This window comes from Nitrosomonas sp. JL21, from assembly GCF_009833095.1.
GTDB lineage: Bacteria > Pseudomonadota > Gammaproteobacteria > Burkholderiales > Nitrosomonadaceae > Nitrosomonas.
This window is the reverse complement of record NZ_QRCB01000002.1, coordinates 13,754-29,227: the sequence shown is the minus strand read 5'-3', so window position 1 is coordinate 29,227 and position 15,474 is coordinate 13,754. Positions and strand designations below refer to the sequence as shown.

At 47.2% G+C, this 15,474-nt stretch carries 10 protein-coding genes and 1 riboswitch; of the genes, 5 read left to right on the top strand and 5 right to left on the bottom strand.

What is annotated here, in order from left to right; translation table 11 throughout:
- Positions 1 to 104 precede the first annotated feature (104 nt).
- The gene (locus tag ABF87_RS01685) at positions 105 to 2,012 is read right to left on the bottom strand and encodes a DUF3510 domain-containing protein (RefSeq protein WP_240143471.1); all 1,908 of its coding nucleotides are present in this window, start codon (positions 2,010 to 2,012) and stop codon (positions 105 to 107) included.
- A 352-nt stretch (positions 2,013 to 2,364) separates the two neighbouring features.
- Here ABF87_RS01685 and ABF87_RS01680 point away from each other — a divergent pair, with 352 nt between their 5' ends.
- Positions 2,365 to 2,601, top strand: coding sequence for a DUF2798 domain-containing protein (locus ABF87_RS01680; protein ID WP_160827405.1), 237 nt, complete (start codon positions 2,365 to 2,367; stop codon positions 2,599 to 2,601).
- Positions 2,602 to 2,630: 29 nt separating this feature from the next.
- Here ABF87_RS01680 and ABF87_RS01675 read toward each other — a convergent pair whose 3' ends face one another.
- The gene (locus ABF87_RS01675; RefSeq protein WP_160827404.1) at positions 2,631 to 3,950 is read right to left on the bottom strand and encodes an AAA family ATPase; all 1,320 of its coding nucleotides are present in this window, start codon (positions 3,948 to 3,950) and stop codon (positions 2,631 to 2,633) included.
- Positions 3,950 to 4,672, bottom strand: coding sequence for an OmpA family protein (locus tag ABF87_RS01670; RefSeq protein ID WP_160827403.1), 723 nt, complete (start codon positions 4,670 to 4,672; stop codon positions 3,950 to 3,952). Before ABF87_RS01670 ends, ABF87_RS01675 begins: the two co-directional genes overlap by 1 nt.
- A gap of 364 nt (positions 4,673 to 5,036) precedes the next feature.
- On the opposite strand from ABF87_RS01670, the gene ABF87_RS01665 reads away from it, so the two are divergent.
- Together ABF87_RS01665 and ABF87_RS15205 are read left to right on the top strand one after the other, a co-directional pair.
- Positions 5,037 to 5,939, top strand: coding sequence for an SPFH domain-containing protein (locus tag ABF87_RS01665; RefSeq protein WP_205012645.1), 903 nt, complete (start codon positions 5,037 to 5,039; stop codon positions 5,937 to 5,939).
- 323 nt (positions 5,940 to 6,262) lie between these two features.
- Positions 6,263 to 6,352, top strand: a riboswitch (cyclic di-GMP riboswitch).
- 88 nt (positions 6,353 to 6,440) lie between these two features.
- The gene (locus ABF87_RS15205) at positions 6,441 to 10,202 is read left to right on the top strand and encodes a M10 family metallopeptidase C-terminal domain-containing protein (RefSeq protein WP_160827401.1); all 3,762 of its coding nucleotides are present in this window, start codon (positions 6,441 to 6,443) and stop codon (positions 10,200 to 10,202) included.
- A gap of 217 nt (positions 10,203 to 10,419) precedes the next feature.
- Here ABF87_RS15205 and hemH read toward each other — a convergent pair whose 3' ends face one another.
- Both hemH and hrcA read right to left on the bottom strand, forming a co-directional pair.
- Positions 10,420 to 11,505, bottom strand: coding sequence for a ferrochelatase (gene hemH / locus ABF87_RS01655; protein ID WP_160827400.1), 1,086 nt, complete (start codon positions 11,503 to 11,505; stop codon positions 10,420 to 10,422).
- 77 nt (positions 11,506 to 11,582) lie between these two features.
- A complete protein-coding gene (gene hrcA, locus ABF87_RS01650; protein WP_160827399.1) occupies positions 11,583 to 12,602 on the bottom strand; it encodes a heat-inducible transcriptional repressor HrcA in 1,020 nt (339 codons plus the stop codon).
- A 273-nt stretch (positions 12,603 to 12,875) separates the two neighbouring features.
- On the opposite strand from hrcA, the gene ABF87_RS01645 reads away from it, so the two are divergent.
- Together ABF87_RS01645 and recN are read left to right on the top strand one after the other, a co-directional pair.
- Positions 12,876 to 13,748 carry an NAD kinase gene (locus ABF87_RS01645; RefSeq protein WP_160827398.1) on the top strand — a complete coding sequence of 291 codons (873 nt, stop codon included), beginning with the start codon at positions 12,876 to 12,878 and terminating at the stop codon, positions 13,746 to 13,748.
- A gap of 22 nt (positions 13,749 to 13,770) precedes the next feature.
- The gene (gene recN / locus ABF87_RS01640; protein WP_160827397.1) at positions 13,771 to 15,456 is read left to right on the top strand and encodes a DNA repair protein RecN; all 1,686 of its coding nucleotides are present in this window, start codon (positions 13,771 to 13,773) and stop codon (positions 15,454 to 15,456) included.
- Positions 15,457 to 15,474: the final 18 nt, after the last annotated feature.

The window sequence follows — 15,474 nt, the reverse complement described above, 5'->3', positions numbered from 1 at the left end:
CTTGCTCAGCCGGCCCGGTTGAAGAGTAATAATCAGCAATTCGTGCAAAAACCTGTGCAGCGTTGATGCATGAGAAATAGCCGAAACCGATTGATTGACTAACTTTAGTGTGCTTCCGATGCTTCCGGTATTTCCACAGGCATAGTGCCGGATAGTGTATCCGATACTGGGTGGTTATTTAATAATTTCTCAAATTCGCTACGCTCTTCGTCGATAGCCTGCAGAATTTGACGTTTGAACTCTTCCCGGGAAAAAGCTTCCTCAAGCATCAGCAGTAGCTTTTCCACGGTCAAGCCGATGGTGATCCCGCCAAGGATACCGCCAATGGCCGCACCGATTGCAGTACCGATCCCAGGAATGACCGAACCCAGCGCCATCCCCGTGGCAGCACCCGCGGCGGCTCCGCCCAAGGCACTCACCGCTTTACCTGCCGTGATTTTAATCAATGCTTGTGCGCCAAGCTTGATGATTCCTTTGCCGGCTACTTTTGCGGTGATCTTGCCGGCAATGGCACCCGTAATCGCGCCGGCTGTACCGATTCCGCCCGAGATCAGCATGCGGTGTTCAAGATTGATGATGACGCTATGTACCGGTGGTTCTCTGAGCGCATTCAAAGAGGCATGCCGGATGATGTCCAGGTGAGTATCCTCGTTCGGCACGATCTGGTTGTCGGTCAGAATTTGTTCGACCTTGCGCAGATGTTCAGTGCGTAATTGTTGGTTGTTGCGCAATATTTCCTCTATCGATTGTTGCACCGGGCCAAAGACATTTCCTTTCATCAAATAATGCTGCAATTTCTCGGTCATCCAATGTTCCAGCATACCGGTCGCCAGCGCTACGATGCGTTCATATTCGCCGGGTAGACTGTAATACCAGTCGAGATAGTCGTCCACGTTCTCTGTCATGTGTTGGAATCCAGCGGAACTTGTTTGACGTAATTTCTCCAACGATGATTCCAATTGGCGGATGCTATCCAAATAGGCCTGTTCGATTTGTTCGGTGGTTCCAGGCTTATAGTAGTGTTCGCCGATCATTTCGACGGTCTCGACCACGAGTTGTTGCGATTGCTGAATTTGCCTGATTGTTTCCGGATTGGCCCGCAACCAGGCATCCATATAGACCGTCGACGGCACATACACAAAAAATATGAAGAATGTCGCGAAGGCAGAAGTCACTGCCCAGGCCCACGGTGAGGTGGGAGGGGGGTGATCGCTATCCTGGATGGGTGCAAAAACCCGGCGGTATTCCGCAACGGGAATCATGAAACTGGAAATACCCAAGGATATGTTGTAGAAAAACACCGCGCTACCCAGAAAAAGGATGCCCAGATAAAGGCTGTCGTTCAGTGTATGCAAATTTCCCAGCGCATAGCGCTTCAATCCTTCCGCAAGCCCCAATAATCGATTGACTTCATGGATCAGCATGCTGTTGGATGTTCCGCTCAATTTCTGGGTTTCCGATATCACCGCTTCTGTCAGGCTGGCATATTGCCGGCTGCGGTCGGCATGATCGGAAGCCACCAAGAAAAGCAAGGCCAGTATCAGCGATGTTAGCCACCGAGACCACGTCAAGGATTTATGCACGGCGATATACGGCTTGTATTCGCGGCTGGCCATTGGTAGGAAAACCGCGTGACTGATTGCAAATACCGGAATGGCACAAAATATGACGACCCATTCCTGTTTTTCAGCCGAACCCAGATAAAACAGCAACAGGAATGAAAATACCACTGACCATAGCAGCCATCCGATATAGGCGAGGATGCGCCGGGTGAACAACCAATGCAATATGCCCAGCTTTCTGAATTGGCTGGAGAGGTAAATTCGCCGGATGGTTACGGCATATAATGCGGCAAGGTAGATGGGTAAGCCAAAAAATACCGTGATCAGCAAGACAAACCAGAGTTGCTGATCTGGAATCATGCCGCCCAAGAAAAAGGCAAAAGCCAACCAACTGGCAGAAAAAAGCACATAACTCAGAATCCCGGTAACACTAAAACTTTTGAGTGCCATGAAGTCCACAGTGATTCCTTTGCAGCAGACGCAGAGAGATGCGATCCATTGGTGAAAAAATTAAACTAGAATAGCTGGCTATAGTAGACTTGATTCGACGAGTGACTGTCAAGCGAGTTATTCTGTAAGCCTATGAATAGGTTAGTGATATTTTTGTGGATGTAAGGCTATGTCAGGTGGTTCTGGATGCATGTGCTCCTGCAAACTGAAGAGTATGGCCAGACAGTAGCGCAGAAATGGATAAGAACCGACTGGAATCCAATCGATCGACGGGACACCGGATATACTGGGTTTTCGTGTGCCAGTCAGCAGATGAAACGAACACAGATTTGGATTTGAATATAGCTCTGAAATGAAGCAGACTTTTTTGGTGCATTGCGTATATTGCTTGATCATGTCGGCAACGATGACAGGGTGTGTGTCGGCAACGGTAACGGCGGTGAATCTGGGTTTTTCCAGTAATTTTATCGGTGAATGGCTCTACTCATGGAGTATTGCTTTTCCGATCGGATTTGCCGTCTTGTTGATTCTGTCACCGCTTTTCAAGCGTTTGGTGAATGCCTTGTTTCATCCGTCCCGGACACGATGAAAAGTACCCCGTCATTCGCAGCAGCGCTGCTAGAAACTGAATAAATCGATCATGCAGCCAATAAAACCTACTGAATCAGTGCGATGACAAAAATAGAACAAACTGATGATAAACGTTATCATCGAGAGGGTCAAAAATGTCAGAGGCAGTTTCAGATTTCTTTGCTGGTATTTTTCCTTAATGACGCGGGCGATATTTTCATATGAGGATTCTGTGACATTTACCCGGATTCTGGGGTCGTCGGGGATTTCATCTACGACGCTGTTTACCCGTTGCCTCAGTTTTTGACTGATCGGCGTGACGGTTGCTTCTTGTTCTTTGAACGGGGTTGATGTTTCGGGTGGAGGAGAGAAGTGAGCCGGTGCTGCGGGAGACGGTGATTCGAATTGAGGTGTTTCTTCAGGCGTCATTGCGGGATGTGGTTGTTCCGCCGCCGGTGCAGGAGCTGCCGTAGCTTGTTGTTCAGATGCTGCATCCGCTTCCTGGTTTTTTCTTTCCTTGCTTTTTAAAGAAATGATGTAGTGAAAAACATCGGTCCTGAGTCCAAGTCGTTGCGTGGCTTCATAAATATCATGGGCGTCAATTGCGTGTTTATCACGTTCGTAAGCGACACTGAAGGCCCGATCGCATAACGAATTAATGGTTCGAGGTGTTCCTCCGACATGAAATGCGATTGACAGCGCTTCCCAACCGGTATCCGCGATCAGATCTGGTGTGCCGCCGGCAACTTTGATGCGGTGCGAAATATACCTGCGCACGGCATCGGCATCCATTTTACCCAGCGTTTCGAGCGCGGCGATCCGTTGTCTGAAGGGTTCCATTGCCGGCTTGTTGATCTTTTCCATCAACTCTTCCTGGCCCAGCAGCAATAGCTGAATGAGCTTCAAGGATCCCTCTTCCAAATTGTTCAGCAGGCGTACGCCATTGATGACGTCATCGGACATTAGGTGGGATTCATCGATGATGACCAGGCATTTTTTTCCTTCCGCGTTGATCTTCAGCAGTGCGTTACGAATATCCCGCATGACAAACGTTTTTTCTGATGAGGAAGGTTCCAATCCTAGTTCCTGAGCAAGAAACAAATAAAGATCGTTGCTGCTCACCGGGGGCTCGGCCATCCAAATCAATTGAATGGTTTCAGGGAAGTCGGCTTTGATCATCTGACTGAGCGTCGTTTTGCCCGATCCCATGGGGCCGGTTACGACCACGAGTCCTCGGCCGCTCTGCAAGGAGCCAGAAATCTGCTTGCGAATACGCGCATGATCGCCCTGATTATAAAAAAATTGGGGATCAGGTACATTCTCGAATGGAAGCGCGTTCAGGTTAAAGTGCTCTGTATACATATGCATTAATGTTCCCCTTCTTTTAGCATTAGCTTGACTTCTACTCTTCGGTTTCTGGCTCTGCCTTCTTCGGTTCGGTTGGTATCGATCGGACGGCTATCACCATAGCCGACAACGGATATTCGTTCTCGAGCAATCCCTCGCGAAATTAAAATTTTGGCAATCGCATTTGCTCTGCGGACGGATAGATTCATGTTATTTCTACGTTGATGGCCGGTTGGAACACTGTCGGTATGCCCTTCGATTAGAATGTGGCTATTAGGAAATACCGATATCTCGCTGATGAGTTTTTCAATTTTAGAAGCCGCTGCTTCACGGAGGATATCTTGACCTGATCGAAATGCTTTGCCATCCAATGTGGTCAAGACGCGGGAGTGAAGTTCGGCGGGTGCTGCTTTTGGAGGTGGAGCGGGGATGGAGGACTTTTCGATGGGTGGGGTTGTGTCAGCCTGTGGCGATGCGATTGCGGTTGGTGGAATGACGGGTGTGCTGTTGTCAGTGACCTGAGATTGGGCTGGGCTATTGACCGTTTCTGTTTCGGAAATTCGATTGTGTGCATTATTCTGCAGAGATGAGGGAGCGTCGGCCGAAGGTTCGTTAGTCAGCGGTAAATCAGTAATCGGAACATTGATGGTCGATGCCTGAGTTGGAAGCTGCAGGGCTTTATAAAGAATCACAGCCGAAAATGTAAAAAAGAAAGCAGTAAGTCCAATAACGATGGAACGCATAATTAAGTACTCGAATGAATTGGGTTTAAACGAAAGCAGGTATCAATGGACTTAAGTTTAAATATTTTAACGTATTGAATGATGCCTTGCTCATATGAATACGGTTAATAATCAAGGGTGTTAGAATTGATGTGCGAATCTTCTTTCCGACAGGAAAAAAATAACGTTGCTTATAAGAAAGTGAAGATAACAGCGCTTTAGGCATATTGTAAGTTAGAAAAAGCTTCTTTTTCAATGTTTATTCCAATTTGACAGTATTACTGCCAGCCATTACATTTTTAAAAAAATCGACGACTCAATCAAAATCATTGTCGATAAATGTTATGCAAGTATCTATTTTTATTTTATTTCTTGGAGAATGAGCTTGAGCCAAAAAAGAGGCAGCAGCGCAATTGGAACCACTGAACACATCATCTCCGGCGCCAATGGGTGGGTGTTGTTAATGATCCTGCTTCCGGCGTTCTTATTCGCAATTTTTTTAATCATGACACCTGGCAGCCCCATCAAACTGATTGGCGGAGGATTTCTCCTGGCGCTGGCGTTATTTTGCTTCAAGGGGTTTTTTACACTTGAACCAAATCAAGCCGCTGTCATGATTTTTTTTGGTAAATATGCAGGTTCCGTTTGCGAGAGTGGATTCTTTTGGGTCAATCCATTTTATAGTAGAACACGCGTGTCTTTGCGGATAAATAACTGGAATACACCGGTACTGAAGGTGAATGATGAGCGCGGCAGCCCGATAGAAATTGCCGCTGTGATTGCGTGGCGTGTGCAGGATACCGCTCGGGCAGTATTTGATGTCGAGAGTACTTTGAATTATCTTCAAATTCAAAGTGAATCTGCGGTTCGACAAGTCGCCAGTAGTCATGCGTATGATGAAAATGAAATGATTGGCGCAGAACGAAAAAAAAGCTTGCGTACCGATTTGGATGCTATTGCGGAATTACTGCGTGAATCAATCCAGCAACATGTTGATGTTGCAGGTATTATCATTGAAGAAGCCAAAATTGCTCACCTTGCCTATGCTCCGGAAATTGCCAATGCGATGCTACGCCGTCAGCAAGCCGAAGCGGTAGTGATGGCGCGCCAGAAATTGGTGGATGGAGCCGTCGGTATGGTTGAAGGAGCGCTGAAAAATCTTGAAGATAAAAACATTGTGTCATTAACTTCCGATCAACGTGCTGTGCTAGTGACTAACATGATGACGGTGCTGTTATCCGAAACCGGTGCTCAGCCGGTTATTCAAATGGCTCAGTCCACTCAATAATAATCTTTGAGCATTTAAATGTATCGAACGACGTTTGGGAAAGCGAAATCAGACGAAAAGCGTAATTTTGAATGAGAAATGAATGACTTGAGTCTGATTTCACCATCGCAGTAATCCCATAAGTTTTTTGACAACTTTTCTAAAGATTTATTGATTCTCGTCGATAATGATTTGAAATCTGTCAATGCGATCTTAAAACACCGACTTGTCAGAAGCATCAACTGGTAAGAAAAAATATCGTTGAATCAATCTATTGAACTTGAAATGATATTCGACTGGTAATGACGATCGAATAGAGTTTTATAGAGAGTAGCATCAGTAATTTGATTAAAAGGCAAACGGGAGGAGACTCCCGGACGCAAAGCCGAGGGCCCTAACCAATGGAAATTTGGAAGGGTGGCCGGGTTGCATCGTACCAACAGATGATCAAGTCCATTGATTTCCCATTGGTTCTCTCGCACTCCTCGCTTTGCTGATTTTATACACAGAGAGGGAGGAGTAATGGCACTATCGTCATGGACACAACAGCAAATTCTCGATCAACTTGACTCAGGTTATCACTGGGGCAATGGCAACATAACCTATGCCTTTCCCACAACGACCAGCGGTCTGTATGGTTCGCAGGAAGCTTCCGGTTTCCAGGCATTGAATGCGCTTCAGCAATCCTTTGCGGAAGTGGCGCTTCAAACCTGGGATGATCTGATTCTTCCAGATTTGCAGAAAACCACATCGACATCATCGAACATCGAATTCGGAACGTCAACGACAGGCGTAAGCTACGCTCACGCCTATTTCCCTTCGATCGGAAGCGTATGGTTCAATCGCGCGTATGCCGATTTGATGACGCCCCAAGTTGGGAAACATTCCTTTCTTTCTTATGTGCACGAGATTGGCCATGCGTTTGGGCTAGACCATATGGGTAACTATAATGGTTCCGGTTCGTGGACACCCTCGAGTTTTGAAGACAGCGGTGTCTATTCAGTGATGTCTTATTTTGGACCGAACTGGGGTTCAGGCCAAAGCAGCGGAGAGGGTTTAGTAGCCTGGGCAGATTGGGTGGGTACGAATGGCCAGCTGTATTCGCCACAAACGCCCATGCTCAATGACATCATGGCGATTCAATCCATTTATGGAGCTGAAACAACTACCCGAAGCACCGATTCAATTTATGGATTTGGCAGCAATATCAGTGACAAACTCTCAGTCATTTATGATTTCTCCGTTAATCTCAATCCGATCATCACCATTTATGATTCGAACGGCATTGATACCTTGAATCTATCGGGATGGTCTACGGCCAATACCATCAATTTAATGCCGGGCAGTTATTCCTCAGGGAATAATATGACCTATAACATTGCCATTGCGTATACCAGTGATATCGAAAATGCGACGAGTGGTTCCGGCTCAGATACGATCACTGGGAATCTACTCGGCAATCGATTGGATGGCGGAGCGGGAAATGATGTCATTTCCGGAGGAAATGGGGATGATACATTAATCGCTGGCGCTGGAAATGATACATTGGATGGCGGCAATGGAGCGGATTCCATTGTATTCTCAGGGGCATGGTCGAGTTATTCGTTTTCTGCCTCAGGAAATCAAGAATTTACTTTTGTCAACGGGATAACCGGCTCAGATACGATCCGAAATTTTGAAAATTTCATTTTTTCCGATGTTACCAAGTCGCTGAATGAACTATTAGGAACCCCACCTACTCCTTCTTTACCGGTGGTTTCAATCAGTGCTGATTCAGCATCGCTGGCGGAAGGGCATAGCGGAACGACTGCTTATGCATTCACCGTCAGTTTGAGCGCCGCCAGCGCAACGTTGCAAACTATCGATTGGGCAGTGTCAGGATTTGGCTCAGCAGCGGCGAATAGCGATGACTTCGTGGCTACATCAGGCACTGTGACCTTTCAACCTGGGGAAACTTCCCAAGCTTTGCAAATTCTGCTGTCAGGCGACACAACCTTTGAATCGAATGAAGGTTTTACCGTGACATTATCCAATCCATCAGCAGGATTGATAGCAGGCACGGCGACGGCAAATGGCGCCATTCTGAACGATGATGCCTTACCTACTGACGACGATTATCCGTTGGCGACCAGTACCAGTGGCGTGCTCACTGTCAATGGTGCGGAATTGTCGGGTTCCATCGAGAAATCGAATGACGGCGATTTATTTAAAGTAAGTTTAATTGCCGGAACCACGTATGTATTTAATCTCAACAAGGTTGGTGGTGATCTGAATCCATATCTTGAGCTTTTCAATCCAAGTTTGTCTGGCGTGGCCTTCAATGATAATGCTTATTCCGGAACAACCAATTCGCAAATCATCTATACCGCTCCTACAACAGGAACTTATTATTTGGCCGCGTGGGATTATTCGTCCGCAACAGGAACCTATTCAATCAAGGCTACGACCTTTAAGGGACAGATACTGAATGGCGATAGCGGAGCCAATACACTGGTCGGCACGATCGGCGATGATTCCTTATTTGGATTGGAAGGCAATGACACATTGAATGGGAATGCAGGGGCAGATTTGCTTGATGGAGGGTTGGGACTCGATTCACTGACTGGTGGAAATGGCGATGATACCTATGTGGTCGATAATACTCTTGATAAAGTGATCGAGACGGCCTCGACAGGCGGCATCGATCTTGTGAAATCTTCGATCAACTATACGCTTGGCAATAATGTCGAAAAATTGGTGCTCACTGAAACAGCACATATCCGAGGAACGGGAAATACTCTTGCAAACACGCTGATCGGTAATGCGGGAGATAATTTACTGAATGGAAAAGCGGGGATTGATAGTATGGATGGCGGTGAAGGGTCTGATATTTATCAGATTGATCTTGCCACGGATCATCCAGCGGCTGAAATCTCCGATAAGGGAGGTTCGGGTATTGATGAAATTCGCTATGCCGCAACGGCTGCCGGTACGTTGAATTTATTTGCCGGAGATGTCGGAATTGAGCGGGTAGTTATTGGTACAGGGACTAATTCAAGCGCGATATCAACTGGCACTTTGGCGCTGAACATCAATGCTTCGGCAATGCTCAGTCCTATAACGATGATTGGCAATTCTGGCGCAAATAGTTTAACCGGCACCGCATTCAATGATGTTATCGAGGGCGGCGTTGGGAATGATCAATTGATTGGTGGAGCCGGAGATGATCAATTGAGTGGTGGGGCAGGTAATGATCTCTATATCATCAATACGAGTTCCAATCATGCAAAAGCAGAAATTTCCGATAGCAGCGGTACTGATGAACTTCGCTTTTCTTCGACAATCGCCGGCGAAACACTGGTCGTTTTCGCAAGCGACATTGGCTTGGAAAAGGTCGTCATCGGAACAGGTGGTTCTGCCACTGCGGTTTCAACTGCGCTAGTTGCATTGAATATCGATGCGTCACTGGCGACTAATGGACTTGCATTGGTCGGCAATGCGGGTAATAACAATCTGCTGGGTACAGCATTCATCGATAATATTTCAGGTGGAGCCGGTAATGATGTCATCGAAGGCGGTGCTGGAAATGACACTCTCAATGGTGGACTTGGAATGGATACCTTAACGGGGGGTGCGGGAGATGATTTATATGTAATCGATAATGTTTCCGATCAGATCAACGAAAATGCGAATTCGGTAGTTAATGGAAATGATTCAGTACAGACCGGCGTGAGCTATACATTGCCCGAGAACGTCGAGAATCTGACGCTCACGGGAACAATTGCTATTTCGGGGAGTGGCAATGAAGCAGCCAACATTCTGACAGGAAACAGTGGGGTTAATACGCTGACCGGTGAAGCCGGAAACGATACCCTATGGGGACTGTCTGGCAATGATATTTTAGATGGTGGCAGCGATAACGATGTATTGGCTGGAGGTGCTGGCAATGATGAATTGACGGGCGGTGACGGGGCCGATATTTTTTGGTTCAATACCGCAGCCAATGCAACCTCAAATAAAGATATCGTCGTTGATTTTGTGTCTGGCGTAGATAAGTTGCACTTCAGTAAATCGATACTCTCTGCAGTTGGCGTGACAGGGCAATTCAGCGCTACGGATGTGCGATTCTGGGCGTCGGATACCGGTGTTGCTCATGATCTGGATGATCGGCTCATTTATAACACTACAACCGGAGCGCTGATATATGACAATAATGGAAGCAAAGCGGGTGGGGGCATATTGCTTGAAACGTTGGGTGTAACTTCACATCCTGAACTTGCGGCAAACGATATTTGGATTGTGTAAGGAATTTGTGAAAACTGCCGTACTCGGTCATGCGGCGTGCTTAAATCAGGCATTAGATTCAAACTGTTCATTGATCATTTATGAACTCCGCTTTCAACCTGATTTGCCTTGCTTGACCGGGATTCGTTATCTCTTTCAGATTTTCGCTCCATTGAATCATTGCAATCTCTGCCAGAAGGTCGATTTTCCTGACTGCGCAGCGATGAAATTCGAATATTCAATTTTTGGCACCCATTTCAAGTGCACGTTTTCTGGATAATAGGCAAGCTTCTTCGGAAGTTTGCCTGTCCAACCATCCTTGTAAATTTTGGCAGGTGATGTCTGCCAACGCTTGAATCCAGTCATTACGTTCATTGAGACAGGGTATGTAATGGAATTCTTTTCCGCCTGCGTTAATGAACGAGTCTTTTACTTCCATTGCAATTTCTTCCAGAGTTTCCAGACAATCCGCCACAAATCCAGGACATACGACATCGACGCGACGCATATGCGTATTGCCCAATTCCATCAATGTCGTTGCAGTATAAGGTGTTAACCACTTGGCCTTGCCAAACCGGGATTGAAAGCAAACGGCGTATTCGTTGGATTGTAAGGACAAAGCTTCAGCCAGTAATCGTCCGGTTTTCTGGCAGGCGCAATGGTAGGGATCGCCCTTATCAAGACTGGTGCGAGGCGTGCCGTGAAAACTGATGATGAGTTTGTCGGGACGGCCATGTATATTCCAATGATCGCGGATATTCTGCGTAAGGGCAGCAATATAACCTGGGTCATCGTGATACTGTTTTATGGTGCGGATGGCTGGTTGATTGCGCATCGTTTTCAATGCTGCAAAAACGCTATCCATGGCGGCTGCGGTGCTGCTGGCAGCGTATTGGGGAAATAAAGGCAGGATCAGAATCCGCTCGCATCCCTGTGCCTGCATCTTCTTCAAGATCGATGCAACCGAAGGGTTACCGATATTCATCGCATACTCAACCACAGGCGGGTGGGTCAATCGCCGGCTTAGCGCCTCGCGTAATAAAGCAGTTTGCCGTTCGGTATGGACTTTGAGGGGAGAACCTTCGGGCATCCAGATTTTGGCATATTTTTCTGCCGATTGTTTTGGTCTGAATGGCAGGATGAAGCCATGCAATATCGGCCACCAAAACAGCTTGGGCAGCTCGATGACCCGGGAATTGCTGAGAAATTCCTTCAGATAAGGGCGTAGAGCGTCCGCCGTTGGAGCATCTGGAGTGCCCAGATTGATTAACAAAACACCCGTTCGCTGTGGCGATCCGTGTCGATAGATAGGTTCAGAAGTCATAGACGTGATGGTCTGATTTTAGGTATGGCTGTATGAAAAAAAGAATGTTGCTGGCTGATTTGCAAATATCAAAGTGATTAATGCTGAGATAATCCGTTCGAAAGAAGTTTTGCGGTGATGTCGACAATGGGAATGATGCGTTCATAAGACATGCGCCGAGGACCAATGACCCCAACAGTGCCGAGTACTTCTCCTTCAATTCCATATGGGGCAGTGACAAGGCTGAATTCTTCCAATGTAGCAACATCCGATTCGCCACCGATAAAAATTTTTACCCCATGCGCTTGCCGGCTTAATTCAAGTAACTGAAGCAACTTGGTTTTACGTTCGAATAATTCGAAAAGTTTTTTCAAGCTGAGTAAGTTTTCTGTCAGATCATTGACATGCAGCAAGTTATGTTCGCCGGCCAGAACGACAGCTTCACTGCTTTCATCAATGGCATTTCCACCGACCTCGATCGCCGCACTCATGAGACTGGTCATTTCGCTTCGCAATTGCTTCAGCTCGACATCCAGTCGGCTACGTATTTCATTCAGGGTGCAGCCGGCATAATGCTGATTGATAAAATTACCCGCTTCGATCAGATCAGATTGCGAATATGAGTTTTCAGTGAAGATGATGCGATTCTGAACGTCACCTTCAGGGGTCACGATGATCAGCAGGATACGTTTTTCTGATAATGCCATGAATTCCACATACCGGAACACGGCGCCCTTACGTTTTGGCGTTATCACCACGCCGGCAAAATGCGTCAGTTCCGAAAGCAATTGCGAAGCGGCATTGATCAACCGGGAGGGATTGTCCGGATGCAATTGATTTTCCAAATGATTGATTTCTACTTTGTCCAGGGTCTTAACAACGAGCAAAGTATCGACAAAGAACCGATAACCCTTAGGTGTGGGGATTCTTCCTGCTGACGTATGCGGACTCGCTACCAAACCCATTTCTTCGAGGTCAGCCATGACATTTCGAATTGTTGCAGGACTCAGATCCAATCCAGAAAATTTCGAAAGTGTACGCGAACCAACCGGTTGACCTTCGTGAATATATCGTTCTACCAGGGTTTTTAATAGTATTTGAGCACGTTCATTTAACATAGCGCATTATGTACGATTTGCCGGCATCATTGTTGAGTTAGGAGGATTGATTTTGCCTTATATATGCTAAACTTTCTACAGTGAAGCATATCTTTGTTCAGTTCGGAGCAAGTGATGAATAGATGGTTCTTTGGACGTTAATTTCAAGTTCTGGGAACTACGGATGCACCATTTTTACAGAGCAGAAGTATGTGTAGTGTAGCGTATATTGGGCAGGCTTTCTGCGTTTCCCTCTTTTGATCCAATTGCTGTGATCATTGATACTTTTTAGAAATGAACTCGCCATTTTCGACCATTGCTCTGATCGGTAAGCATAAGAATCCAGAGATTGCAGTGCCACTGCTCAACCTTGCAGATTATCTGGCAAAAAGCAACTATACCGTCTTGTTGGATCATCTAACCGCGTCCCAGGTACATACCGATCGATATCCCGTCTTATCGTTGGAGCAGATTGGCGAACAGGCTGATCTTGCGGTAGTTATCGGGGGCGATGGAACGATGTTGAACATCGCGCGGATGCTGGTTTCCTATGATGTGCCACTGATTGGCATCAACCAGGGAAGGCTGGGATTTCTCACTGATTTGTCTGCGGAAACGATGTTTGAGGCGCTTGATGAGATTCTGGCAGGGCATTACAGCACTGAGCGCAGGATATTGTTATATGCTGAAGTTATCCGGAGTGGAACCATTGTCTATAAAAGCCTGGCATTCAATGATGTGGTGCTGTACCGTGGCATGAGCAGTGGGATGATTGAATTTGAGGTCAAGGTGGATCGTGAATATGTAAACACGTTGCGTTCAGATGGCTTGATTATATCGACACCCACTGGATCCACGGCTTATGCTTTATCATCGGGCGGGCCCATTCTGCATCCAAGTCTCGAGTTGATCGCGCTTGTTCCGATATGCCCGCATACCCTCAGCAATCGGCCCATTGTCATCGGGCCGGAAGCGAGCGTCGAGATTCAATTGCGCAGTTCCGCTTATGTGCGCATGAATTGCGATAGCCACTCCTGTTGGGATCTGGAACAAACCGATAGCATCATCGTTCGGCGTTTTCCCAAAACAGTTCGATTATTGCATTCAGTCAATCACAGCTATTACCGCATGCTCAGGGAGAAATTAGGGTGGAGCGAATTTCCGTGAGACCGGTCAATACTCAACCTACATGCTCAAACATTTAGGCATTAAAAATTTTGTCATCGTGGATCAGGTTGACTTGGATCTCATGCCGGGATTTACAGTGGTTACCGGAGAGACTGGGGCGGGTAAATCCATCGTGATCGATGCGCTCACACTCGCTTTGGGAGAGCGCGGAGATATCAACCAGATACGGATGGGGTGCGATCGCGCAGAAATCGATGCTCTCTTCGACATCAGCCGGCTGCCAGACTTGAAGCATTGGCTGCGGGAGAATGATCTTGACGGTGATCCCGATCTTTGCCTGTTGCGCCGTATCCTTGAAAACTCGGGGCGTTCGCGCAGCTATATCAATGGACATGGTGTGACACTCCAGCAACTGCGCCTTGCTGGAAATTTTTTGATCGATATTCACAGTCAGCATGTCCATCAATCGTTGCTTCAGAAAGATATCCAACTCGAATTGCTCGATGCTTTTTCTGGCTGCGCCGAATTGGCGCGTACGGTCAAGGCGACCTATCAAAGCTGGCAATCCCGCCAACGGCACAGAATAGCCATGGAACAGCAGATGGAGGAATCTCGACTCAAGCGCGAGCAGCTGGAGTGGCAGGTACAGGAGTTATTCGACCTTAATCTTACGACGGATGAATGGCACAAGTTACAGGTTGATCATAACCGATTGTCGCACATGGCAACGTTGCTGGCTGCAGCGGATAGTGCTGTAGAAACGTTATCCGAGAGCGAGTCGGCTGTACTGAAAAAAGTGGATGCCATCACTGCGCAATTACATTCTCTCGTTGACTATGATCAACAACTTGAAGCAATTACTGATTTGCTTGACTCAGCAAGAATTCAATTGCAGGAGGGAGTACGTGATCTGAAGCATTACCGGCAGGGCCTGGATCTGGATCCACAAGCCCTGCAGGATATGGAAAAGCGATTGTCGGCCATTCACGCGCTGGCACGAAAATATCGCACATCGGCAGAAGAATTACCGCCATTGCTTGATAATCTCCAATGTCAATTAGAGGCGTTGGATTCTGAATCCGATATCAGTCATCTGCAGGCACAAGAAATTGCGGCTAAAACAGAGTATGTGGCACTGGCCAAACAATTAAGCCAGGTGCGTCAGCACGGTAGCGAAGCGCTGTCGCACCAAGTCAGCGCCGCCATGCAGATGCTGGCGATGTCGGGTGGACGATTTGCAGTGACACTGACGCCGAGCGAGCAAGGCAATGCTCAAGGCTTTGAGCAGATTGAATTTCAAGTTTCGGCCAATCAGGGTTTACCCTTACGGCCTCTGGCGAAAGTTGCCTCGGGCGGCGAGCTATCACGCATCAGTCTTGCAATACAAGTGATTTGCAGCAAGTTAGGCACGGTACCGACATTGATTTTTGACGAAGTCGATGTTGGGATTGGTGGGAAGGTGGCAGAGATCGTCGGAAATTTGCTGAAAAAATTAGCCAATGAGCGCCAGGTGCTGTGCATCACGCATTTACCGCAAGTGGCGGCAAGCGGAGATCAGCAGTGGCAGGTTATAAAATCAGCAGACCTGGCAGAAAATCAGCCGATCTCGAGCACGATCAAGGTACTTGATCAGCCAGAACGAATTGAAGAAATCGCCCGTATGCTGGGAGGCGTGAAGATTACCGAAGTCACCCGTAAGCATGCGGCTGAAATGTTGCATCATGCCCATCATGCAGCATCCGAATAACCCAGTTTTTCAAGGCCT